The 256-nt window shown below is 58.2% G+C and carries 1 pseudogene; it reads left to right on the plus strand.

Annotated features, from left to right (window positions below):
* Window positions 1-256: pseudogene (locus AC0L3L_RS36535) on the plus strand (threonine dehydratase); the annotation flags it as partial.

Below are 256 nucleotides of genomic sequence, written 5' to 3' on the forward strand. Positions count from 1 at the left end.
GTCCCAGAGGGCAAGGTTTGCACAACCATCCTGAATCTGTACAACGAAAACGCCATTGTGGCCGAACCCGCCGGTGCCTTGTCCATCGCCGCCCTCGACGAGTATCGGGAACAGATCCGCGGCAAGACGGTGGTGTGCGTCGTGAGCGGGGGCAACAACGACATTGAACGGATGCAGGAGATCAAGGAACGCTCCTTGATGCACGAGGGACTAAAGCACTACTTCTCCGTCAATTTCCCCCAACGAGCCGGTGCTC

The organism is Mesorhizobium sp. WSM4849 (assembly GCF_055811385.1).